General features: G+C 58.7%; 21 protein-coding genes and 1 pseudogene. 13 read left to right on the top strand and 9 right to left on the bottom strand.

The features are described from left to right. Both CBB91_RS13705 and CBB91_RS13700 read left to right on the top strand, forming a co-directional pair. Positions 1 to 840 (top strand): annotated as a pseudogene (locus CBB91_RS13705) (acetyl-CoA acetyltransferase); the annotation flags it as partial. A gap of 45 nt (positions 841 to 885) precedes the next feature. After that, positions 886 to 1,890 carry an NAD(P)H-dependent glycerol-3-phosphate dehydrogenase gene (locus CBB91_RS13700; RefSeq protein ID WP_273014682.1) on the top strand — a complete coding sequence of 335 codons (1,005 nt, stop codon included), beginning with the start codon at positions 886 to 888 and terminating at the stop codon, positions 1,888 to 1,890. 23 nt (positions 1,891 to 1,913) lie between these two features. Here CBB91_RS13700 and CBB91_RS13695 read toward each other — a convergent pair whose 3' ends face one another. The 3 genes from CBB91_RS13695 to CBB91_RS13685 form a co-directional block, all read right to left on the bottom strand. Continuing rightward, on the bottom strand, positions 1,914 to 2,825 hold the full coding sequence (locus CBB91_RS13695) for an MBL fold metallo-hydrolase (protein WP_273014680.1): 912 nt from the start codon (positions 2,823 to 2,825) through the stop codon (positions 1,914 to 1,916). A gap of 41 nt (positions 2,826 to 2,866) precedes the next feature. Then, positions 2,867 to 3,805 carry a hypothetical protein gene (locus CBB91_RS13690; protein WP_035546569.1) on the bottom strand — a complete coding sequence of 313 codons (939 nt, stop codon included), beginning with the start codon at positions 3,803 to 3,805 and terminating at the stop codon, positions 2,867 to 2,869. Between the two features lie 138 nt (positions 3,806 to 3,943). Beyond that, positions 3,944 to 4,354: a TIGR01244 family sulfur transferase gene (locus tag CBB91_RS13685; protein ID WP_273014678.1), complete on the bottom strand. Its 411-nt coding sequence runs from the start codon at positions 4,352 to 4,354 to the stop codon at positions 3,944 to 3,946. Between the two features lie 136 nt (positions 4,355 to 4,490). Between CBB91_RS13685 and CBB91_RS13680 the strand changes: the two genes are divergently transcribed. From CBB91_RS13680 to CBB91_RS13665, 4 genes are all read left to right on the top strand, one after another. Then, positions 4,491 to 5,462, top strand: a complete 972-nt coding sequence (locus tag CBB91_RS13680; RefSeq protein WP_273014676.1) for an ABC transporter permease subunit — start codon at positions 4,491 to 4,493, stop codon at positions 5,460 to 5,462. Further along, on the top strand, positions 5,462 to 6,373 hold the full coding sequence (locus CBB91_RS13675; protein WP_272982410.1) for an ABC transporter permease subunit: 912 nt from the start codon (positions 5,462 to 5,464) through the stop codon (positions 6,371 to 6,373). The genes CBB91_RS13680 and CBB91_RS13675 overlap by 1 nt, the downstream gene beginning before the upstream one ends. Positions 6,374 to 6,465: 92 nt before the next feature. Next, positions 6,466 to 7,905, top strand: coding sequence for a mannose-1-phosphate guanylyltransferase/mannose-6-phosphate isomerase (locus CBB91_RS13670; protein ID WP_273014674.1), 1,440 nt, complete (start codon positions 6,466 to 6,468; stop codon positions 7,903 to 7,905). A 98-nt stretch (positions 7,906 to 8,003) separates the two neighbouring features. Next, a complete protein-coding gene (locus CBB91_RS13665) occupies positions 8,004 to 9,227 on the top strand; it encodes a potassium/proton antiporter (RefSeq protein ID WP_081805950.1) in 1,224 nt (407 codons plus the stop codon). Here CBB91_RS13665 and CBB91_RS13660 read toward each other — a convergent pair. After that, the gene (locus tag CBB91_RS13660; RefSeq protein ID WP_273014673.1) at positions 9,224 to 10,099 is read right to left on the bottom strand and encodes a DUF1499 domain-containing protein; all 876 of its coding nucleotides are present in this window, start codon (positions 10,097 to 10,099) and stop codon (positions 9,224 to 9,226) included. The two genes, CBB91_RS13665 and CBB91_RS13660, sit on opposite strands and share 4 nt — an antisense overlap. Before the next feature lie 151 nt (positions 10,100 to 10,250). Here CBB91_RS13660 and CBB91_RS13655 point away from each other — a divergent pair, with 151 nt between their 5' ends. Beyond that, on the top strand, positions 10,251 to 10,769 hold the full coding sequence (locus CBB91_RS13655) for a DUF305 domain-containing protein (RefSeq protein ID WP_273014672.1): 519 nt from the start codon (positions 10,251 to 10,253) through the stop codon (positions 10,767 to 10,769). Here CBB91_RS13655 and CBB91_RS13650 read toward each other — a convergent pair. Continuing rightward, a complete protein-coding gene (locus CBB91_RS13650) occupies positions 10,766 to 12,391 on the bottom strand; it encodes a long-chain-fatty-acid--CoA ligase (RefSeq protein ID WP_273014670.1) in 1,626 nt (541 codons plus the stop codon). The two genes, CBB91_RS13655 and CBB91_RS13650, sit on opposite strands and share 4 nt — an antisense overlap. 99 nt (positions 12,392 to 12,490) lie before the next feature. Between CBB91_RS13650 and CBB91_RS13645 the strand changes: the two genes are divergently transcribed. After that, entirely contained in the window at positions 12,491 to 13,435 is a 945-nt protein-coding gene (locus CBB91_RS13645; protein WP_273014668.1) for a glycerophosphodiester phosphodiesterase family protein, read from the top strand. A gap of 201 nt (positions 13,436 to 13,636) precedes the next feature. Further along, positions 13,637 to 14,086 (top strand): glyoxalase superfamily protein, encoded by a 450-nt coding sequence (locus CBB91_RS13640; protein ID WP_273014666.1) that lies wholly within the window; start codon positions 13,637 to 13,639, stop codon positions 14,084 to 14,086. A 3-nt stretch (positions 14,087 to 14,089) separates the two neighbouring features. Here CBB91_RS13640 and pdxH read toward each other — a convergent pair whose 3' ends face one another. Then, on the bottom strand, positions 14,090 to 14,761 hold the full coding sequence (gene pdxH / locus CBB91_RS13635; protein ID WP_035546590.1) for a pyridoxamine 5'-phosphate oxidase: 672 nt from the start codon (positions 14,759 to 14,761) through the stop codon (positions 14,090 to 14,092). Between the two features lie 173 nt (positions 14,762 to 14,934). On the opposite strand from pdxH, the gene CBB91_RS13630 reads away from it, so the two are divergent. The 3 genes from CBB91_RS13630 (at position 14,935) to CBB91_RS13620 (ending at position 18,197) form a co-directional block, all read left to right on the top strand. Then, positions 14,935 to 15,915, top strand: coding sequence for a malate dehydrogenase (locus CBB91_RS13630; RefSeq protein WP_035546594.1), 981 nt, complete (start codon positions 14,935 to 14,937; stop codon positions 15,913 to 15,915). A gap of 31 nt (positions 15,916 to 15,946) precedes the next feature. After that, positions 15,947 to 17,038: a chorismate synthase gene (gene aroC / locus CBB91_RS13625; protein ID WP_273014663.1), complete on the top strand. Its 1,092-nt coding sequence runs from the start codon at positions 15,947 to 15,949 to the stop codon at positions 17,036 to 17,038. A gap of 103 nt (positions 17,039 to 17,141) precedes the next feature. Then, positions 17,142 to 18,197: a hypothetical protein gene (locus CBB91_RS13620; RefSeq protein WP_272982395.1), complete on the top strand. Its 1,056-nt coding sequence runs from the start codon at positions 17,142 to 17,144 to the stop codon at positions 18,195 to 18,197. Between the two features lie 13 nt (positions 18,198 to 18,210). On the opposite strand, the gene CBB91_RS13615 is transcribed toward CBB91_RS13620, so the two are convergent. Together CBB91_RS13615 and CBB91_RS13610 are read right to left on the bottom strand one after the other, a co-directional pair. Further along, positions 18,211 to 18,381 (bottom strand): hypothetical protein, encoded by a 171-nt coding sequence (locus CBB91_RS13615; protein ID WP_155841590.1) that lies wholly within the window; start codon positions 18,379 to 18,381, stop codon positions 18,211 to 18,213. Between the two features lie 155 nt (positions 18,382 to 18,536). Beyond that, positions 18,537 to 19,610, bottom strand: a complete 1,074-nt coding sequence (locus CBB91_RS13610; protein ID WP_273014661.1) for a class I SAM-dependent methyltransferase — start codon at positions 19,608 to 19,610, stop codon at positions 18,537 to 18,539. Between the two features lie 116 nt (positions 19,611 to 19,726). Here CBB91_RS13610 and CBB91_RS13605 point away from each other — a divergent pair, with 116 nt between their 5' ends. Then, positions 19,727 to 20,449 (top strand): hypothetical protein, encoded by a 723-nt coding sequence (locus CBB91_RS13605; protein WP_273014659.1) that lies wholly within the window; start codon positions 19,727 to 19,729, stop codon positions 20,447 to 20,449. On the opposite strand, the gene CBB91_RS13600 is transcribed toward CBB91_RS13605, so the two are convergent. Beyond that, positions 20,446 to 21,174: a TlyA family RNA methyltransferase gene (locus CBB91_RS13600; protein WP_273014657.1), complete on the bottom strand. Its 729-nt coding sequence runs from the start codon at positions 21,172 to 21,174 to the stop codon at positions 20,446 to 20,448. The two genes, CBB91_RS13605 and CBB91_RS13600, sit on opposite strands and share 4 nt — an antisense overlap. Positions 21,175 to 21,393 lie beyond the last annotated feature (219 nt).

The following is a 21,393-nucleotide window of genomic DNA, read 5'->3' as shown; positions in this document are numbered from 1 at the left end:
TCCGTAGAATTCCTGTCGACCCCGTCAAAAGCCAACTACGAATACGCCGACCCTTTCCTGAAATGGTTCATCGCCCAGGACGCCGTGAATCAGGGCGCGGCAGCCATCCTGATGAGCAGTTCAAAAGCGGATGCCTTGGGTGTTCCGGAAGACAAGCGCGTCTATCTGCACGGTGGTGGAGAGGCCGCGGATGACCTGATCTCGCTGCGCCCGCGCCTTGATGGATCCTGGGCAATGCAGACCGCAATTGGTCGCGCGCTGGACCAAGCCGACAAGACCGCTGACGACATCCAGCATCTTGATCTTTACTCCTGCTTCCCATGCGCTGTCTTCTCTTCGACGGCGGAGCTGGGAATCGACTGGAAGAGTGATCCACGTCCCCTGACCCTCACCGGCGGGTTGCCCTTCTTTGGCGGGCCGGGAAACAATTACTCCCTGCACGGGATCGCCGAGATGGCTGCGAAACTGCGCGCGAATCCTGGCGACTACGGGCTGGTGCTCGCCAATGGCGGCTGGATGACCAAGGAAGCCGTAGGCGTTTACTCCACCGAGAAACCTGCGCGCTTCGCGCCCGCCGAGCCGTACGCGACGCCAAGTGAACGCGTCACGCTCTGCAAGGACGACTGCGAAGGTGTTCTGGAAACATTCACTGTCACGCACGGCAAGGAAGGCCCGAACAAGGGGATCGCCTTCATTCGGCTGGAAGACGGTCGGCGCGCGTTGGCCAATGCTTCTAAGGAGGCATTCCCTGTCCTGCGGGAAGATGCCTCTCCGGTGGGTCGGAAAGCTGCCGTCACAGCGGACCCTGAGAAGGAACGCGGCACGTTCAATTTCATCTGATTGAGCCGCTTGCCCCGCTGAGCGGTTTCGACCAATCTCCGGCGCATGACGAAACATTTCAAGACATTCGGCGTCATCGGTGGCGGCGCCTGGGGCACTGCGATTGCCCAGATGCTGACCCGCGCAGACCAGGACGTGCTGATCTGGTGCCGCGAGCCCGACATCTCGGATGCCATCAACACGCGTCACGAGAATACAGGCTTCCTGCCCGGCGTTGCCCTGAACCCGGCGCTGAAAGCGACCTCGGACCTGGCTGATCTTCACCTGATGGATGCGCTGTTTGCCGTTGCGCCAGCGCAGCACACGCGTGCAACGCTCATGGCACTGAAAGGACATATTCGTCCGGGAACGCCTGTGGTGCTCTGCTCCAAGGGGATTGAGCTGAAGACCGGCGAATTCATGACGCAGGTCCTGAAAGATGAACTGCCCGAAGCCGTTCCGGCCGTGATGTCGGGGCCAAGTTTTGCAATTGACGTGGCCAAAGGTCTGCCGACAGCGGTCACCTTCGCGATTGAGGATGAGGCGCTTGGCACCGAATTGATCGCCGCGGTCGCCACACCAAACTTCCGCCCCTATCTGGCGCATGACCTGCTGGGCGCTGAAATCGGCGGCGCGGTGAAGAATGTACTGGCCATTGCGTGCGGTATCGCACTGGGCAAGGGACTTGGCCGCTCTGCGCACGCGGCGTTGATCGCGCGGGGAAGCGCCGAAATGACCCGACTGGCGCTCGCGTTGGGCGCGGAGCGTGAAACCCTGTCCGGCCTGTCCGGTCTAGGAGACCTGGTGCTGACCTGCTCGTCAGAGACGAGCCGCAACATGAGTTGCGGCATGGCGCTGGGAAAAGGCGAGCGGCTGGAAGATATTCTGGGCGCACGAAATGCGGTGACCGAAGGCGTCGCGACTGCGCCGGTCCTGAAACGGCTCGCGGCAGAACGCGGTGTGGACATGCCGATCTGTGATGCCGTCGCAGATGTCATTGAAGGCGCGATCAGCGTGGATGAGGCCATCCAGCAGCTGCTCATGCGACCGAACAAGGCAGAAACCGTTTAGGCTGGTAACCTTGCCCAAGCCCGTCAGGCGGCGGATTTCACCAGTTCAAAATGAGAGCGAACGGTCGGCTTGTCATCTGGCGAGACGGCAACACCCGTCTTGATCAGCTCAATCATGTGGCCAAGCACCGACATGGCAGCTGCCGGATGTAGCCGTTTGTCGACGTCGGCATACATCACTTTCACCATTTCGGGGATTGAGGTCTGCCCCGAGCGCATCTGATCCAGTATGGCTGCCTCCCGCGCGCGGCGGTGATTGGCGTATTCGGTGATAAAGCGGTCGACAAATTCCTTGCCGCGAACGGGGCTTCCATGCGTCGGCCAGAGGGTGTCGAATTCCATCGCCTGGATCTTGTCGAGGCTGCGCATATAGTCGCCCATGTCGCCATCGGGCGGTGCGACAACCGTGGTCGACCAGCCCATGATGTGGTCGCCTGACAGGCACGCATTCTCTTCGCGCAGACCAAAGCAGAGATGGTTGCAAGTGTGGCCGGGTGTTTCAATGACGTCCAGTGTCCAGCCGGGTCCGGAGATGACATCGCTATCGCCAACCTTCACATCCGGCATGAAGCCCAGATCGTCTGCGCTGCCGAGTTCGCCCTTGGCCGTCGGCACACCGCAATTCTTTGCATAGGTCTTGCAGCCAGCCCATTCGGCCAAAGGCGTAGCCAGTGGAGAATGATCTGAATGGCCATGTGTAACTAAAACGTGTGTTACGGTCTCGCCTTCAAGCGCTTTTTTCAATGCTTCGAAGTGATCGGCATTTTCCGGGCCGGGGTCGATCACAGCGACTTCGCCGTGCCCGATGATGTACACGCCTGTGCCAACATAGGTGAATGGTCCCGGATTGTTCGCGATTACCCGGCGGATCAGCGGAGAGACCTGCTCCACAACGCCATACTCAAACTCGATTTCGCGAATATAGGGAATTGCCATTTTCTAGTCTCTTGCAGCGGTTCTGACCGTCCGGAGCGAGATCACCGCTTCTTCGATGCAAATGCGACTGCGAACGCCTGAGCCATGCGGCGCGTGGCGCGAAGCTTGGCCGCCAGCTTCAGAGCAACAGGCGGGCCCATATCAGTCTTGTTTGCGTCGACGATGAAAATTCGTCCGGACTGCCGGTCACGTAGGACGTCCACACCACCCCAGTCCAGTCCGATAGATGCCGCAAAGCGCTCAATCACGGCAATTTCATCATCCGTGTAGCAATTGCGAGGCTCGTCGAGCAAAACCTGGACATTCTCATTCAGGAAACGGCGCTCAAGCGGACGACGCTTGCGGAACACGACGACGGGCGAGCCTGCAACAATGCAGCATCGCAGATCCTCGACCAGTCCGCCTTCAATCTCATTATCGACCAGCCGTTGGTACGTCTTTCCGGGCAGCGGCGTGTCCAGAGGGCCTTCCAGGATGCGGCCGTCATGCGCAGCGTTCAGCTCGGACTTCTCGACCATACGGCCCTGATGAGTGGTTGGGTCGACAGACAGGGAGTAGCCCGCAGCCTCTTCAAAGGCGGCAGCAACAGTCGATTTCGATATGTCGTCACAGGAGAAATTAACCAGCTTTGCGCCATCTCTCACTGTCGGGACCGAGTTATCGGTTTCCGTCGAGTCGTCGAACTGCATGACAATGTCAGCCGTCTGGACGTCATCAATCAGTTTCGCACCGGACACGTGCATGACGGGCCAGATGAAGTACCAAGGGCGCGGCTTATCGGGATAGAACGCAATCGTAGGGCGCTTGTGACCGGTCAGACGGCGCCATGTGCGCCAGGTCTGAGCAAAGAAATAGAAGCAGAACCAGGTGAAGATGTCGTGCGCGAGGGAAAGCGTGAGCGGAACGCGGTGCCCGGTCTTCTTAACCAGCATGGCGCCATCGTCATATTTGAAGTCGGTGATCCATAGACGATCGCTCATCCATTCCACTCCTGTCGCGCATTTGGCCTCATGACCTGCGCCTCCCTGTGTTGGCCTTCGCATGGCCCGCCTACACTGACAACACACTTAATGCGGCGCAAGTGTGACCAGTTGCTCACAAACTTGTGCGATTGATGATCAGAGCAACGACTGCAAACTGGACAGATCATAGCCCGCATCTGCTGCGGCATCGACGATTTCTTGCGCTGCTCCCTGCCCCGCATGGGTCAGCGCCCAGGCCGTGATGCTGCGGGTTCCGGTGCGGCAATACGCCAACACGGGCTGAGGCGCCTCGTTCAGAATATTTCCAGTCCGTTCAACCACTTCGGGTGTCGGCGCACCGGAAAATGGCAAAGCAACAAAGGTCAGTCCCAACGATTCGGCTTTCGCGCGGATCGCGCCCATGCGCGGCTGAGTCACCCCGCCTTCTCCGTCCGGATGGTTTGCAACGATCGTTTTGAAGCCTGCAGCCTGAATCTCGGCAACATCCTCCTCATCAATTTGAGGAGCGACGGCAAAAGCTTCCGTAACGCGGCGAATATCGGCCATATTTTCGTGTCCTTGCCTGTGTCTGCGGTCTTGATCGGCTGTCGCTACAAGCTAAGGATTGCGGATCGCGATGCCAAGCGCCCGAAACGGCGGCAAGACGAATTTCCTATTACCAGCAACGGAATAGCAAAAGAACGTGTCCTCATTCCAACGTGCCATTAGCCGAATTCCGTGGGCCTATACGTTCAGGCGCCTGCTGATTGCAATCCCTACAATGTTGGCCATCATCACGATGGCGTTCTTCATGATGCGCGCGGCGCCGGGCGGCCCGTTCGACGGTGAGCGGAAACTGCCACCCGCAACCGAAGCGGCGATCGCCGCCAAGTTCGGTTTCGACAAGCCGCTGCACGAGCAATACTTGAACTATGTAGGCGGTGTGCTGGTGGGAGATTTCGGCCCCTCCTACAAGACGCTCGGTAAGAGCGTGAATGATTTGATCGCCGATGGATTGCCGATTTCGCTGACCATCGGCTTCCTCGCCATGGGTCTTGGCCTGGTGGTTGGAACACTGCTCGGCGTATTTGCCGGGCTCAGGCAAAATACGAGCGCAGATTACGGCGTGATGGGCATCGCCATGGCGGGCATATCCATCCCGACCTTTGTCACCGGCCCTATCCTGATCCTGATATTTGCGCTCGGCGCCGGAATCTTCGCAGTCGGCGGCCTCGGCACGTATCCGAACATCGGCATGAGCTGGCACAACATGACGCTGCCGGTCATCACGCTTGCCCTTCCACAGATCGCCATCATCTCGCGCCTGATGCGCGCGTCCATTATTGAAACTATGCGATCCAACCATATCCGCACAGCGCGCTCCAAAGGGCTGACCGAGCGGCAGGTCATCGCGCGCCACGCCTTGCCGGCCGCGCTCCTACCGCTGATTTCCTATGCCGGGCCAGCCATGGCACGGGTCATGACAGGCTCGGTGGTCATCGAGAAAATTTTCGGCCTGCCGGGTCTCGGCACCTATTTTGTCGATGGCGCGCTCAACCGGGACTATACGCTCGTGATGGGCGCGATCATTGTCTATGCGGGCCTGATTGTCTTGCTGAACCTGCTCGCTGACATTCTCTATGCCCTGCTCGATCCGAAAGTGAAGTACGACTGATGACGGATCTCGATCCCCTCCTCGACCCGACCGGACGTGTTGAACCGGTACAGAAAGCCATTGTGGGCGGCCGTTCGCTTTGGGATGACGCGCGTGCGCGACTGTTCCGCAACCGCGCCGCCGTGATCTCGATGTGGATCCTGGGCGCACTGGTCCTGATCGCCGTGTTTGGCCCTATGCTTTGGGTGCATAAGTACAGCACGATTTCCGACCTGCGCACGATTGCGCCAACCTTCGAAGGTATGCACCCGCTAGGCACGGACCTCCAAGGGCGTGACTTGCTCGCCCGCCTGATGATCGGGCTTCGGATCTCGCTGATGGTGGGTATCGTCGCAACGGCGGTCAGCCTCGTCATCGGGGTCAGCTGGGGCGCGACGGCGGGTTATCTGGGTGGCCGCGTCGACAATTTCATGATGCGGATCGTCGACGTCCTCTACGCCCTGCCCTTCATCTTCTTCGTGATCCTGCTGCTCACCGTGTTCGAGCGAAACATCGTTCTGATCTTCGCAGCCATCGGCGCGATTGAGTGGCTGACAATGGCGCGCATCGTGCGCGGCCAGACGCTGGCCATTAAAGGCAAGGAATTCATCGAGGCCGCCCGCGCGGCCGGTGTCAGCCGGAAGGACATCATCACGCGACACATCCTGCCAAATGTGATCGGGCCGGTTGCGGTATACGTCACGCTGACCATCCCGGTCGTCATCCTGGCTGAAAGCTTCCTGTCCTTCCTTGGCCTTGGGGTGAATGAGCCACTGACCTCTCTCGGGGTCCTGATCTCTGATGGCGCAGACCGGATGGAGGAAAAGCCCTGGATGCTGCTGGCGCCGGCGCTGACCATGGCGGTCACCCTGCTCTGCCTGAACTTTATTGGTGATGGCTTGAGGGATGCGTTGGATCCAAAGGACCGCTGACAGGTCTCGGTGCGACATTTTTTCAGCGTCCGGGCTAGCCAATCCGGGCGCACTGGGCCAAGAAATTCGCAAGCGACTAGTGAGGTTCTTTCATGGCCACTCCGGCAAGTAGCATTGTACCGATCCTGATGTGCGGCGGGTCAGGCACCCGGCTTTGGCCGCTCTCTCGCAAGAGCTACCCCAAGCAGTTCGTTCCCCTGGTTGGCCCGACCTCACTTTTTCAAGCTTCTGCAAAAAGACTGACAGGCACAGCGTTCGCCGCGCCAATGATCCTTACCAACTCGGATTTCCGCTTCATCGTGAAGGAACAGCTTGCGGATATCGGTATCGACGATGCCACGATCATGATCGAGCCGGAAGCGCGCAACACAGGACCTGCCATTCTCGCAGCGGCACTTCACCTGCAAAAGACCAATCCTGACGCGTTAATGTTGGTGGCACCTTCCGACCACGTTATTCCCGACTCATCCGCGTTCCACGCCTCCATTGAAGCTGCCACTGGTGCAGCAAAAAAGGGCCACCTCGTCACATTCGGAATCCAGCCGACCTATCCGGAAACAGGGTATGGCTATCTCGAACTCAGCGAGCCGGTTCAAGACGATAGGCTGTCTCCGATCAAGCTGAAGAAGTTCGTAGAAAAGCCGTCCGCCACCAACGCTCAGAAAATGCTGAAAAGCGGGAACTTCCTCTGGAATGCCGGTATTTTCCTGTTCAGTGTGAAGAGCGTTGTCGATGCGTTCCGGCAATACGAGCCGGATATGCTGAAACTCGTCGCCGAGTCTGTAAGCGGCGCACAGATTGACCTGGGGTTTGCGCGGCTCGAACCAGAAAGCTGGAACCGTGTTTCGTCCATTTCGATCGACTATGCCGTCATGGAACGGACAGACAATCTCAGTGTTGTGCCTTTCGCTGGCGGATGGTCCGACCTCGGCGGATGGGATGCCGTACGCCGTGAGACAAACCCTGACAAGGACGGGGTTGCGACCAGCGGCCATGTCACAGCGATGGAATGCAAGGACTCCCTGCTGAGATCTGAAGACGAGAATCTGGAACTTGTTGGCATCGGGCTAGATAACATCATCGCCGTAGCCATGCCGGATGCCGTTCTGGTGGCTGATGCGTCACGGGCTCAGGACGTTAAGCTGGCGGTGAGCGAGTTAAAGGCCAAGAAATCCAAGCAGGCCGAACAATTCCCGCGAGATTATCGTCCTTGGGGCTGGTTTGAGTCGATCGCCATGGGAGAGCGTTTTCAGGTGAAACGTATTCAAGTCCACCCTGGCCAGTCACTTTCGCTTCAATCCCACCACCATCGCGCAGAACACTGGATTGTTGTCTCCGGAACCGCTCAGGTGACGATTGACGAAAAAGTTCAACTCGTCACGGAAAACCAATCCGTATACATACCGGTCGGCTCCGTGCATCGTCTTGAGAATCCGGGCAAACTGCCAGTCGTTCTGATCGAAGTTCAGACTGGAAGCTATCTCGGTGAAGACGACATCATTCGCTACGAAGACAAGTACGCGCGAAACTGAACGGTAATAGTCCCGACGGATTACGTGCGCCGCCTTGAACTGACGCGTCGACGGCCTTTATCTACAGGACGCGCTACAAGTTCAGTCAGGGAGTCCAAGTGTATCTATTTGTCTTCCTGTGCAGCCTGATCATCTTCATCAGCTTTGCCTTCATGCCTGTCGCGCGGCGGGCGGGTGCGCCTTTCCTTCTGATTGCCTTGATCATCGGCATGCTGCTTGGCGAAGATGGGCCAGGCCGGATCGAATTCAGCAATTTCAACTTTGCCTTCGACCTTGGCAGCGTGGCACTGGCTGTGATCCTGTTTGCGGGAGGCCTTGAAACAGACCGCCGCGTGTTCCGCTCTGCCGGAGCACCTGCCACATCGCTCGCAACTCTGGGCGTGCTGGTTACTGCCGGCATAACGGGCGTGGCTGCGGCCTTGCTCCTGCAGGTACCGTGGCAAGTTGGCCTGCTGCTTGGCGCGGCCGTAGCCTCCACTGACGCAGCAGCCACCTTCCTGTTGATCCAGCAGAGTGGCATCGGGCTGAGGCCACGCCTGAAAGACACGCTATTGCTTGAGTCCGGCCTGAACGATCCGATGGCAATCTTTCTGACGGTCACGCTCACATCCCTTGTTGCAACAATGCAGACGGATGCGCCTTTCGATCTCGCGAGCATGGGCGTATTGCTGGTGATGCAGGCTGGAATTGGAATTCTGGGCGGCATCTTCGGGGGGCGTCTTCTGGCGCGTCTGCTGGATACGCTATCGCTTCCCGTGGGCACATACCCTGTGATGACGCTGGCCGGCGCACTTGTGATCTTCGCGGGTGTGTCTCTACTTGGCGGCAGTGGATTTCTCGCAGCTTACCTTGCTGGCATCAGCCTGAAGGCAAAGCTGAAACGCCCGATCGACCGCATTGTCGATTTCAACGAAGCCTTCCAATGGCTCTGTCAGCTCGTCCTGTTCCTGACGCTGGGCCTGCTGGTCACACCAAGCGCACTGCTTCAGGATATCTGGCCAACCATCGGGATCGCCGCTGTTTTGATGCTGGTCGCGCGACCGCTTGCCGTGTTCGCCTCGGTGGGGTGGATGGGCTTTACGTTGCGCGAGAACATATTCCTCAGCTGGGTGGGCTTGAGGGGCGCAGTCCCGATCCTGCTGGCGATCTATCCCGTCATATCGCCGGGACCGATTACTGTCGGCTTTTTCAACGTCGTCTTCGTGATCGTTGCCATTTCTCTCACGACACAAGGCTGGACCATTGGACCGGTCGCCCGCCTGCTCGGCCTCGGTCCCCAACCGCCAAAGGCCGAGGACGAGGCCGAGGTGAGCGCGCCTTAGCGCAAAGCCGTCTCAATATCGTCGAGCAAGTCGCGAACCCGCTTTGCATTCGCACCCAGATCTGACAGGCCTACCCGACTGGTAGAACGCACATCGATGCGAGAGCCACCTTCTTCAGTTGGCAGAATACGGATCATTACGTCATCCTTGAAGTCGAACCAGAAGCTGGTCTCTGTCGCTTCGATCACGCCTTGAGCCGCATCGGCCTCGACGACGGCCCAGCCGCGCTCTTTGACGATATCCAGAATTGCCTCATGCGCTGTCGCTGGCGGCGCATTGGTGATGTAGGAATCAAGCTTCGGATATGGCGCGTCGACCCGGTCTTCCTGCACGGCCGGATCGAACTCCGCTTCTTCCTGCAACTCCGACACGAGCCGCCCTGGTGTACCTGGCCAGCGTTCCTCTGCGTATTCCGGTACCACTGGCGCTTCCATGACCGGGTTCATCGCGCCGGTTTCCTCACGCGCTGCCAATAGCGCTTCGCTCGGCATGATCGGGTTCGTCCAATCGGTCTGCACGTCATGGATGGGAGGAAGTCGCGTTGCCTGTCCACCGAACGCCGCCACCCGGCCGAAGCACAGGCCCGAAATCAGCAGCGCGGCAAAAGCCAGAATGAAGGCCCGCTTGCGCGGCGCCTTGATCAGGGAGAGGACCAGCGCGATTACAGAGACACCGAGCGCCAGGAAGATGAGCTTCAGCCCCCAATTGATCGTCATCGTGCCGAGGCCGAATTGCCAGCCCCACAGACCGAGCTTTGTGCCCAGCGCGGCGGCGACAAACCAGAAAACCGTAAAGATGGACAAGGCCAGCGATGCCTTCGCGACCAGCCCCCGCCAACCGGCATCCTGTGTCTGTTCCGATGTCATACTCATACGCCCTGCCCTCTCCGAAATTCTTCAACTGAACTGACATAGATCAGCCGATCCTTTCGAACCAGTCGTGACGGGCAGAATATTCCGGAACGGGATCCTTGAAACTCGCGTTGGACAATATGAATCGAGCCATACATGGAGCGAGAAACTGATGAACCATTCTGGAAGCTATCGCCGGTTCGGGCTGATGATCGCGACGTCCGCCATCTTCATGTTCGGCCTGATGTATCTCAACACTTATGCTCTCCCGCACGTGCACTGGAGTGAGACACGGTTCTTCATGACGCTGATCATGGCCGCGGCCATGGCCGTCGTGATGCTGTCTTTCATGCTCNACATGTACAAGGATACGCGCATCAACTTCGCCATCTATGCAGGCAGCGCTCTGCTGTTCGTAGCAGCACTGTTCCTTGTCCGCTCTCAGGCAACNGTGGGGGACAAGGCCTACATGGANGGCATGATCCCGCATCATTCAATCGCCATCATGACAAGCGAACGGGCAGGAATCGAAGATGTCCGCGTCCGGAAACTGGCGGATGAAATCCTTCAGGCTCAGAAGAAAGAAATCGCCGAAATGGAATGGTTGCTTGATGACATTTCCAGAAATGGAAAGGCGACGACTCCAGAAGAAGCCGCCGCCCGCCCGGTTCCTGAATTCAGTGCAGACTAAGCTGTCGGCAGCTTGTAGTCCTTGAACTGGTTGCGCAGGGCCAACTTGTTGATCTTGCCAGTTGCGCCAAGTGGGATCTCGTCAACAAAGACCACGTCGTCCGGTGTCCACCATTTGGCAATCTTGCCTTCAAGCTGGGCCAGNACATCTTCCTTGCTCGGGNTTTCGCCCGGCGCAGGCTGCACGACCAGCAAGGGACGCTCATCCCATTTCGGATGGTAGATNCCGATCGCGGCCGCATTCGCNACCTTNGGATGGCCGACGGCAATGTTCTCGATGTCGATCGAAGAAATCCATTCGCCGCCCGACTTGATCACATCCTTGGCGCGGTCGGTAATCGTCATCGTGCCNTACTCGTCGATGTTCGCNACGTCGCCCGTNTCGAAGAANCCNTTATCGTCGAGGACATTTCCACCGACACCCTTGAAATAGCCTGCCGCGATGGCCGCGCCCCGCACCACGAGGCGACCGGACGTTTCGCCATCATTCGGAAGGTCNTCGCCTTCGTCATTGACGATCTTGAGCTCAACGCCGAAGGGCGGACGCCCTTGCTTCAGCTTCTGCTCCATACGCGTGTCGATGTCCGCATCCATCATGTGCGGCGGCAGCGTTCCGAGCGTTCCCAGCGGCGAGGTCTCCGTCATGCCCCAGGCATGGACCACATCCACCTCGTAATCTTCCTCGAACGCGCGGAGAATACGCTCCGGCACAGCAGAACCACCAATGATCACTTTTTCAAGATGCGGCAGCTTCAGATCGTTTTCCTGAAGGTGGTTGAGCAGCATCAGCCACACTGTTGGCACAGCGGCGGTGATGGTCACCTTCTCGGTATCAAGCAATTCATAGATCGACGCACCGTCCATCTGCGCGCCCGGCATCACCATATTGGACCCGACAGCTGGACAGGACAGCGCAAGGCCCCACGCATTGGCGTGGAACATCGGCACNACCGGCAGAACGGAATCATTCGCGCCCATGCCAATCGCGTCACGCTGCATGGTAATCATCGTGTGCAGCACGTTGGACCGATGGGAATACAGCACGCCCTTCGGGTCGCCCGTGGTGCCGGATGTGTAGCAAAGCCCACATGCGGTATCTTCCGGGAAATCGCCCCAGCGCACATTTGTGGACCGTCCGTCGATCCAGATATCAAACGGAACTGCGCCAAGATTGTTTTCCGGCATCGTGTCNGCATCGGCATAGATCACGAACGTNTCGACCGTCTGGAGATGGTCCTTGATGGCCTCGACAATCGGNAGNAAGGTCTTGTCGAAGATCAGCACCTTGTCTTCGGCATGGTTGGCAATCCAGGCGATCTGCTCAGGATGCAGGCGCGGATTGATAGTGTGCAGGACCGCGCCAATCCCCATCGCGCCATACCAGGACGCCATGTGGCGTTCCGAGTTCCAGCCAAGTGTTGCCACGCGGTCGCCCAGCTTGATGCCGCCATCGANCAGCGCATTCGAAACCTGCTTGGACTGTTTGAAAAGGTCGGCATATGTCGTGCGGACAATATTGCCTTCGACCCGGCGGGTGATGATTTCCCGNGTCGGGTTGATGCGGTTGGCGTGTTCCAGAATCTTGTTAACCGTNAGCGGCCAATCCTGCATGATGCCCAACATGATGAAGTCTCCCTGTGTGTTCTTGTTTTCAGCATTAATCGCCTGATTTAGAACCGGTTTATGCGCGCATTTGGTGCGGCGCAAGAAGAGGACCCTAGAATGACCCGTTCCGCGCTGCTTGTTACCGCCCTCATCATTCTTGCTGGTTGCGAGCCGTCAACCGATATCGCGCCTCAAACTGAAGGGTTTGCTGCAGTCGAAGCCAACAGCCAGCGCCTTCCCTTGCCCGAATATTTCGACTGNCTGCGCGAAAATCGCGGTGTCGTTATTGCGGCCCATCGCGGCGGCCCTGCTCCCGGGTANCCGGAGAACGCNATCGAAACGATGCAATACAATTTCGACCGCGGCGTACGTGTGTTCGAGGTCGATGTCGCCGAAACGCGCGATGGCGTCCTGACGCTCATGCATGATGACCGCCTCAATCGCACCACCACTGGCCGCGGCTATATTTCTGACATCAGCTGGGAAGACTTGTCCGGCGTATTGCTGGTCGACAATGACGGTCGCCGCACGGATTTTTCTCCGCCNAAACTGACAGATGCCCTGATCTGGGCGCGCAATACCGGTGCAATTCTTGAGCTGGACCGCAAGAAGACGACCAGCTTCTCCAACATCGCTGAGGCCGTATATGCAGCGAACGCGGAGGAGAGCGTGATCATGATTTCCTACAATGATGATGAAGCCGCCGAAATCGCTGCGATTGATCCGGAGCTCATGATGACGGCTTCGGTTCGTGGCGGACGGGACATTTCCGCGCTGGAAGCTCGGGGCGTGGATTCCCGGCGTCTCATCGGCTGGACGGGCACNGAACGTCCTGATGCCGCNGCNTGGGACCGCAACGCAATGAATGATGTGGAGTCNGCGTTCGGAACGCTCGGCCGGGCGGGCGACCGCCTTGACGACATCTACATGGCTGACGGCGACGGATCGGAGTTTCAGGACCTGGCAGATGACGGCCTGGTCATGCTGGCGACCGATCGCCCACTGGAAGCGGCAGAGGCAATGACCTCGGACGACACAGCCATCGCCGCCTGCGGGCGTTGACGTTTCCCCGTTCCAGGCTTATCTGGCGCGCAGGTTTGAGACACCTGCCGCTTGCCGGGACGTCCCGAAGGTGAAGATCTCACAGCNGCAAACGCGCGGCTGTNNCNTTCAGGATGCTGACGCTTCATTTNAAGCGGTCCAGCGGCAAGGCAAGCCCCGCGTAGAGCGACCGCGTCTGGATGAAGGGAAAGGATCCCACCCATGCCGCAATCCATTACAACCCGCGAAGCCGCCAAGGCCCGCGCCCGTGAACTGCGCCTTGAGGCCAGCACTGCGGGGCAATCCATCTCGCACTCAAAAGCGCTCGAAATGGTCGCCGCAGAGCTCGGCTATCGCGACTGGAACACCGCATCTGCGCGGCTGTCGAACACACCCGAGGCCCCCTGCCAACTCGGCGATCATGTCTNTGGCCGCTACTTGAAACAGCCTTTCCACGGCCGCGTCCATGCGATCCGCGAACTGGCGGGAGGCATGGGCTATGAAGTGACCCTGCATTTCGACACACCCGTCGACGTGGTCGAGTTCGACAGTTTCTCTGCTCACCGCCAGCGTGTGTCTGCGATGGTCGGCAGCGATGGAGTTTCCTGGGCGAAGACAAGTGATGGCGTCCCGCACCTNATTATTGAAACCGTCGCAAACGGGATCGTCTGATTGTCAGGGGTAGAGGCGACCTGTCGTCCAGCCATCGTCGGCGCGTGTGAACTTCAGCCGGTCATGCATCCGGAAGGCCTGATCCTGCCAGAACTCGATCTCGACCGGAACGACACGGAACCCGCCCCAGAATTCGGGGCGGGGAATGTCGGGCCCATCGCCGAATATCTCTGAAAGCTCGGCCACGCGCTGTTCGAACTCGGCCCGGTCATTCAATGGCCGGGACTGGTCGGAGGCAATTGCGCTGATCCGGCTTTGCGCTGCGCGGGTCGCGAAATACTCGTCCGCAGCCTCTTCTGAAACAGGCTCGACGGTGCCGCGCACCCGCACCTGGCGTCGCTGACTTTTCCAGTGAAAGCCGAGCGCGGCCTTTGGCGTTGTCGCCAATTGTTGCCCTTTCGCGCTTTCCAGATTGGTGAAGAAGACAAATCCTGCCTCTGTCACCTCTTTCAGCAACACCACGCGTACATCCGGCATGCCGTCCGCGCCGATNGTGGCCAGCGACATGGCATTTGAATCATTCAGCTCACTCTCCCGCGCCTCAGCCATCCAGGCTTTGAACAGCGCAATTGGATCAGATGTATTCGGAATCAGCGGTTTCCCGTTCGGATCCGTCGCATAATCTGCGGCGCTGGGCGATGGTGGAATGATGTCTGGCGTGTCGGTCTGGCTCATGGCGATGTCCGGTCCAAGGGCTGCTGGGTGAGCCTTCCATATAGGCCAAACTCTGCCGGAGTCCCACTGTGGCAGGGTGCCCGGTCTGCGTCATAGACGCATGGCCGCTTGCCCTTCCCCGACAAATTCGCCATTGATGCCGCGAAATCACCCTATGCAAGAAGGAAACTCCCATGAAAAAGCCTGTGAAAGTCGCTGTAACCGGCGCTGCCGGCCAGATCGGTTACGCTCTCCTGTTCCGCATTGCCGCTGGCGACATGCTGGGAACGGACCAGCCGGTCGACCTTCACCTGCTCGAAATCACGCCCGCGCTCGGCGCGCTGAACGGCGTGGTGATGGAACTGAATGATTGCGCCTTCCCGCTGCTGAACAGCATTGTTGCCACCGACGATCCAAACGTCGCGTTCAAGGATTGCGACTACGCCTTGCTCGTTGGCGCGATGCCACGCAAGCAAGGCATGGAGCGGAAAGACCTGCTGTCCGCAAATGGTGGCATCTTCGGCCCACAAGGCAAGGCGATCAACGATCACGCATCACGCGATGTGAAAGTGCTTGTCGTCGGCAACCCGGCCAACACGAACGCCCTGATCGCACAACAGAATGCGCCAGACCTCGACCCGAAATGCTTTACTGCGATGGTTCGGCTCGACCACAACCGCGCGATGAGCCAGCTGGCCGAGAAAACCGGCACCCACAATACCGACATCAAGAATGTCATCATCTGGGGCAACCACTCCGCCACCCAATACCCCGACATCCACCACGCCACAGTGAAAGGCGATGCCGCCAAGCCACAAGTGGACGACGCCTGGTATCAGGACACGTTCATTCCTGACGTGCAGCAGCGCGGCGCGGCCATCATCAAGGCGCGCGGTGCCTCCTCCGCAGCATCCGCGGCATCTGCCGCGATCGACCATATGCGCAGCTGGGCGCTCGGTACGCCTGAAGGTGAATGGGTCTCCATGGGCATCCCGTCTGACGGCTCCTACGGCATCGAGCCAGGCGTCATCTATGGCTATCCCTGCACCTGCAAGGACGGCAAGTACGAGATCGTTCAGGGCCTCGACATCAACGAGTTCTCGCGCGCCAAAATGGACGCAACCGATGCAGAACTCCGCGAAGAACGCGCGGCTGTTGAGCATCTGTTCGCCTAGTTCCTGACCTTTAAATCCGAGATGGGCAGCCATGTCACACAACACATTCGGCCACCTCTTCCGCGTGACGACCTGGGGCGAAAGCCACGGACCGGCGCTCGGCTGCGTGGTCGATGGCTGCCCGCCAAACCTCCCGCTGGATGAGGCCTTTATCCAGCAATTTCTTGATCAGCGCAGACCGGGCACGTCGCGTTTCGTCACCCAGCGCAAGGAACCGGACGCGGTAAAAATCCTGTCCGGCGTGTTCGAGGATGACCGCACCGGCGGACCGGTGACGACGGGTACCCCCATTTCGCTGATGATCGAAAATACCGACCAGCGCTCCAAGGATTACAGCGAGATCCGCGACCGGTATCGACCCGGCCATGCCGACTACTCCTATGATCAGAAATACGGCGTACGTGACTATCGCGGCGGCGGCCGGTCCAGTGCGCGCGAAACTGCGGCGCGGGTCGCTGCTGGTGCCGTAGCCCGCCGCGTTCTTGGTAAAGATGTCCTACTGCGCGGCGCTGTGGTTCAGATCGGGCCGCACGCAATCGACCGGTCGCGGTGGAAGTGGGAAACGACCCAGTCAAATCCGTTCTGGTGTCCGGACCCGGACATGGTGCCCGTTTGGGAGAACTTTCTTGACGAGACACGAAAGGCCGGCAGTTCGGCCGGAGCCATCGTCGAGGTCGAGGCAACCGGAATACCTGCCGGATGGGGCGCGCCCATATACGGGAAACTGGATTCAGAGCTCNCCAGCGCCATGATGAGCATCAATGCCGCAAAGGGCGTCGAAATCGGAGACGGCTTTGCCGCTGCGACACTGTCCGGCGAGGAAAATGCGGATCAGATGCGCGCGGGAGACAATGGCGCGCAGTTTCTCTCCAATCACAATGGCGGCATCGCCGGAGGCATTTCGACAGGCCAGCCGGTTGTGGTGCGAATCGCAATCAAACCAACTTCCTCCATCCTGACACCCGTCCAATCGGTGACCCGTGACGGCGAAGAGGTAGACGTGCGGACCATCGGCAGGCATGATCCCTGTGTGGGGATACGCGCTGTACCTGTGGCCGAAGCCATGCTTGCCTGTGTGCTGGCAGATGCAAAATTGCGTCATAGAGGGCAAACGGGACGATGAGCTCAGAAGCGCGTGTCACAGTAAGTTCACAAACCTGCTATCGGCATTGTTCAGTGAACCTGCTACCTCGCGTTCAGACTTCATATAGCGATGGGTTGTCGGCATGAGTGGCGTGGAAATTTTCGGCATCATTGGATTTGTGCTGGCCGCCTATGCGGTTGTCGCGAATGACTCCATCCAGACACTAGGCACATTCCTGTCCTCAAATGCCCGTCGTCCCTGGTGGGTTCTGTGGCTTTTTGCGAGCGCTATCCTGCTCGCAGTCCTGTTTTATGGTTACTTCAATGGCAATGGCGACGTTGCCTATGAGCGCCTCGACAAGCTGTCTCAGCTTCCCGGTGAAGGGGATCGCAGCCAATTGCTGATGCCAGGCATCCAATGGTGGCATGCCCTGCCCCCGCTGGTCCTGTTGTTCCTGACACGCTTTGGCATTCCTGTTTCGACCACATTCCTCGTTCTGACCCTGTTTGCCCTGTCTGGCGGGTCTGCCAGCGAGGGCATTCTCGAGAAGATGATCATCAAGTCCGCAATGGGCTATGTCGTGGCGTTCGCCTGCGGTGCGGTCATCTGGATCATTATCTCCCGCACATTCGAGCGCTGGGTGTTCCACACCAAGGATGAACTGCCCTGGCCCTACTGGGTCACGTTCCAGTGGCTGACAACGACCTTCCTCTGGTCGCAATGGCTGATGCAGGACCTTGCAAATATCTTTGTCTACCTTCCGCGCACCGTGACGGTGACGGGCGACGAAACGCATGTCGCGTTCTCACTGGGGTATGTCGTTTTCGGTGCCATCCTGCTGGTCGCAATCCAGGGCTACATCTTCGCGACCCGCGGCGGACAGATACAGAAGATCGTTCAGAGCAAGATCAATACGGTCGATGTTCGCGCGGCGACAATTGTCGACCTTATCTACGGGATCATCCTGTTTATCTTCAAAGAAATGAGCAACGTTCCGATGAGCACAACATGGGTGTTCCTCGGCTTGCTGGCCGGACGTGAGCTGGCGATCGCCTATGTCGCTCAGCTGCGGGCAAAAAATGAGGCCGTGAAAGACGTCGTCGGCGATGCCGGACGTGCCTTCCTCGGCCTCATTATTTCCATCATTCTCGCTTATGCCATGCCCATACTGGGAACCGGCAAACTGCCGAGCTTCTAGGTTCCTGACCTAATCAGGCAAACAGGTTGAAGATCGGGTCTAGCGCAATCGCTAGGCTTACCCCGACAATACCTGCTGTGGTCAGCATCGCTCCCCGCAGGACACGCAGGCCCGTCTCGTTGAGAGCGAGGTCCCTGTGCGCCAGCCAGGAAACGTGGTTATCATTATGATCTAGGACGGCCATAGTTGCCTCCTTTCCTTCCTGGTATCAAAGTTCGTGTCACATGACCGTAACGTAACTGTCATATTAGTGTCACGTTCCATACACGCAAATCAATATTTCTTCATTCGGAACTAAGCGCGACAGCGCTGACGAGAAATCAGTTCTCTTACAAGGTGTTAGGCAGGACGACGAAAACTGTTTATTTTTGTCAGAAATGCCAGTGTCCGCCGATCGGGCACAAAACCGATCGATTCGCACGTTTCTTGGACATTCCAGGAAAGATACCCTTTATAGTAGGGCTCGTGGAATCCATGGGGAAAGTATTCCAGCAGGCCGTCCATCTCAGGATAGTCGCCGAATTGAACACTATCTGCGATGATCAACAGCCCGCCGGGCTTCAACACGCGATACATTTCGGCCAGCACAACCGATCTCACCCTCGGTGGCAGCTCGTGAAACAGGAACACTGAGATCACTATATCCTGGCTAGCATCTTCTACCGGCATTGCCTCGGCCGCCTCGTGGAGAATCTCCACCTGTTTCCACGACTTCAGGCGCTCACGCGCTGCGTCCGTATATGTGGGTGACAGGTCCAGGCCGGTTGCCTTTAGGCGCGGATAGACCTGCATGATTTGCGACAGGAAACGGCCATTGCCGCACGCCACATCCAGCAGGCTGACACCGCGCTGATCCCTGCCCTTCAATTCGCGGGAAATCTCTGCCAGCGCGGCGCGGCGCATCGCGTCGGCGGTACCTGTGAAAAGCGCTTCAACCTGCGTGTCATACAGATCTGCGCTGTCCTCGGTGAACCAGCCACCGGATTGGTAGTGAAAGTTCTGCAAATAGTAGGTCGGATAGCGATTATGACCGTCCACCACTTGCTGACGTATTTCCGTGCCATTTCGCTCAAGGCGACGCCGATCAACTTCAGCGACATCTTCCCTGAATGCGCGGGCGGAACGGAGCGCCTTGGGCAGGTCTCTCAGTCGTACATCGGACGGTCTCGGATAAAGCCCCGCTTCCACATTCAATCGATCCTGAAGGAAAAGCTCGAAATAAGCACGTCGCAATACACTGAGGTCAGGTGTGCCACGTGTCGGGCGAAAGGCAGGTTCACCCGGCCGGTCAAAGCCGCTCGCGCTGCGCCGGGCCGCTCCCATCTGCACGCCGTACCAGGCTGATCTCAGCCCCTGCGCCGCTGCATATCGGGCGCGCCCCGCCGTGCGGGCAGCTACATCCAGAACTCCCATACCAGAAATATGTGGCGCATATCCTGCTTCGTCCAGCTTTCACCTCGTGTTCAGGTTCAAACCGGCACTGTGCAGGCTGACTTGGTGGACGTGTATCTGCTGCAAGGAGTATTGCGATGAAATCCCGATCGCTCGTCATCGGCGCGCTGGCCCTCTCGGGCCTCGCTATCCCGGCCACCGCCGCAGCCCAGAGCGGGTATGGCTACACCTACAACGCGCCCGTACAGAATGTTCAGTGCGAACGCCAGAAGAAGGACGACCAGTTGGCAGGCGTGCTGGTGGGCGCCATTGCAGGTGGACTGATCGGCGGCGCCATCGGAAACAATATTGATGACGGAGACGCCTACCGCCATCACCGCCACTATCGCGGGTATCGTGGGTATCGCGGCCACCGAGGGTATCATCGCCACCATCGCGGCAACGGCAATTCGGACGAAGTGGCTGCCGGCGCGATCCTTGGCGCGATTGTCGGCGGCATTGCAGGTGGCGCGATTGCGGACGATACAAGCCGTCCCTGTCAGGTCGCAACGCCGTACGGTTCCTCTCCCAACACAGCCTATCCGACGGGCGGAATCCCGCGCACGACAGATGGCCTCTATGGTGGCCCGGAAGTCATGACCTATCCGAACACGCCGCCGCCAAGCCGGACCTATCCCGTGTCGACCGCGCCGGGCCCGACCCTGCCACCGCAGGCCGGCACGAATATCGAGTGTCGCACAATCGAGCGTGAAACCCGACTACCTGATGGCCAGGTGATCCGCGATCCGATCACGGCCTGTCGCGACCCCTATGACGGGAATTGGGAAATCAGCGATCCGTTCAACGACGAGAACTATTAGCGCTTAATGGCATGAAACAGGCGTTCGGCATTTCCGTCGCCGCCTGTAATCGGGCTCTCAGTCCAGGCTATAATCGGCCAGCCGTGCTCCTTCATCCAGTCTGCAAAGGCATTGGCCGCTCGTTCGGTCACGTTCTGGTCAGTCACCAATCCGCCTTTGCCGATATGGTCCCGACCCACTTGAAACTGTGGTTTGAACAAACCTACGAACTCTGCGCGGTCTGCTGCGAGCGACAGCGGCAGAGCAAGTAATTTTTCAAGCGCGATAAAGCTCGCATCGCAAACCAGCAGTGACGGCGCATTGCTCAGCATTTGCGGAGTCAGCGTACGGGCATCCTGTGCCTCAAGGCTGGTGACCCTCTCATCCATTGCAAGAGATGCGTGGAACTGCCCCCGCCCGACATCGACAGCCACGACATGACACGCTCCGGCTCTCAGCAGTACATCCGTGAAGCCACCCGTGGATGCGCCGATGTCGAGACAATGCCGGCCTTCGGAATTTACGCCGAACACATCGAGCCCATGCGCGAGCTTCAACCCGCCGCGTGACACGTACGGATGTGCGGGCGCGGCAGTGATATTGTCTTCAGACGACAGGATCTGCGACGGCTTTCTGACGAGAGCACCGCCTGCGGTCACATTGCCAGCGTCAATTGCCGCGCGCGCAGCCGCCCGGCTTTCGAACAGGCCGAGGCTTACCAGCAATTTATCCGCACGATCCTTCACGTCAGGGAGCCTTCCTGCAACATGGGCGTTAGGCCTACACCAGAACTTGCAGACAGGAGACCCCCATGATCACCCGAACTGCCTTCGCCGCACTTGCCATTGCCTTGACCGCTTGTGGCCAACAGGGCGCGACCCCTCAGGAAATGCCCAAAAACGAGCCTACCCTGCCCGGTCCCGAAGACATGCCCGGTCCTGATGAGGGTGTGTACCCATCCATGA

It is taken from the genome of Hyphomonas sp. TMED31 (assembly GCF_002172815.1).
GTDB lineage: Bacteria > Pseudomonadota > Alphaproteobacteria > Caulobacterales > Hyphomonadaceae > Hyphomonas > Hyphomonas atlantica.
This window is presented reverse-complemented; position numbering and strand designations above follow the sequence as displayed.

Excerpts from the sequence above, each read along its gene's own strand:
- CBB91_RS13700 (WP_273014682.1), top strand. The coding sequence starts at position 886 with ATGACGAAACATTTCAAGACATTCGGCGTCATCGGTGGCGGCGCCTGG.
- CBB91_RS13695 (WP_273014680.1), bottom strand. The coding sequence starts at position 2,825 with ATGGCAATTCCCTATATTCGCGAAATCGAGTTTGAGTATGGCGTTGTG.
- CBB91_RS13690 (WP_035546569.1), bottom strand. The coding sequence starts at position 3,805 with ATGAGCGATCGTCTATGGATCACCGACTTCAAATATGACGATGGCGCC.
- CBB91_RS13685 (WP_273014678.1), bottom strand. The coding sequence starts at position 4,354 with ATGGCCGATATTCGCCGCGTTACGGAAGCTTTTGCCGTCGCTCCTCAA.
- CBB91_RS13675 (WP_272982410.1), top strand. The coding sequence starts at position 5,462 with ATGACGGATCTCGATCCCCTCCTCGACCCGACCGGACGTGTTGAACCG.
- CBB91_RS13670 (WP_273014674.1), top strand. The coding sequence starts at position 6,466 with ATGGCCACTCCGGCAAGTAGCATTGTACCGATCCTGATGTGCGGCGGG.
- CBB91_RS13660 (WP_273014673.1), bottom strand. The coding sequence starts at position 10,099 with ATGAGTATGACATCGGAACAGACACAGGATGCCGGTTGGCGGGGGCTG.
- CBB91_RS13630 (WP_035546594.1), top strand. The coding sequence starts at position 14,935 with ATGAAAAAGCCTGTGAAAGTCGCTGTAACCGGCGCTGCCGGCCAGATC.
- CBB91_RS13620 (WP_272982395.1), top strand. The coding sequence starts at position 17,142 with ATGAGTGGCGTGGAAATTTTCGGCATCATTGGATTTGTGCTGGCCGCC.
- CBB91_RS13615 (WP_155841590.1), bottom strand. The coding sequence starts at position 18,381 with ATGGCCGTCCTAGATCATAATGATAACCACGTTTCCTGGCTGGCGCAC.
- CBB91_RS13610 (WP_273014661.1), bottom strand. The coding sequence starts at position 19,610 with ATGGGAGTTCTGGATGTAGCTGCCCGCACGGCGGGGCGCGCCCGATAT.
- CBB91_RS13605 (WP_273014659.1), top strand. The coding sequence starts at position 19,727 with ATGAAATCCCGATCGCTCGTCATCGGCGCGCTGGCCCTCTCGGGCCTC.